We start from the raw sequence: 313 nt of genomic DNA, 5'->3' as shown, positions 1-313 counted from the left end.
GCATCTCTGGGGATCGGTGGGCATCCTCATCGGAAACGCCGGAAAAACGTTTTGCCTGCCGCTCGCTCTTCGTCTTCACGACGGCGTACAAGCCATACGTCATTGGGAAAACAACGACGAAGAACGAAGCTCCCATGTGGTGCAGATGATCGACCAGGGTTTTTCGGCAGCTCAGGTGTTCGGCCGGGCGCTGTTCCTGCTGGATCGCTATTTCTTGTCTGTTCCTGCACTTTGTCGTTTGAATCAGCGGAATCGGGAAGGCGACACGCGATTGGATCTGGTAACCAAAGCCAAAACGTCTTGCGTGGCTTAT

Annotated in this window: 1 pseudogene; it reads left to right on the top strand. The window is 54.3% G+C overall.

Annotation, left to right across the window (positions count from 1 at the left end):
• A pseudogene (locus OYT88_RS21110) lies at positions 1-313 on the top strand (Mo-dependent nitrogenase C-terminal domain-containing protein); the annotation flags it as partial.

This window comes from Sporolactobacillus sp. CQH2019 (assembly GCF_028765345.1).
Taxonomy (GTDB): Bacteria; Bacillota; Bacilli; order Bacillales; family Sporolactobacillaceae; genus Sporolactobacillus.
Note: the sequence above shows the minus strand (reverse complement) of the source record. Positions and strands in the feature narration are given on the sequence as shown.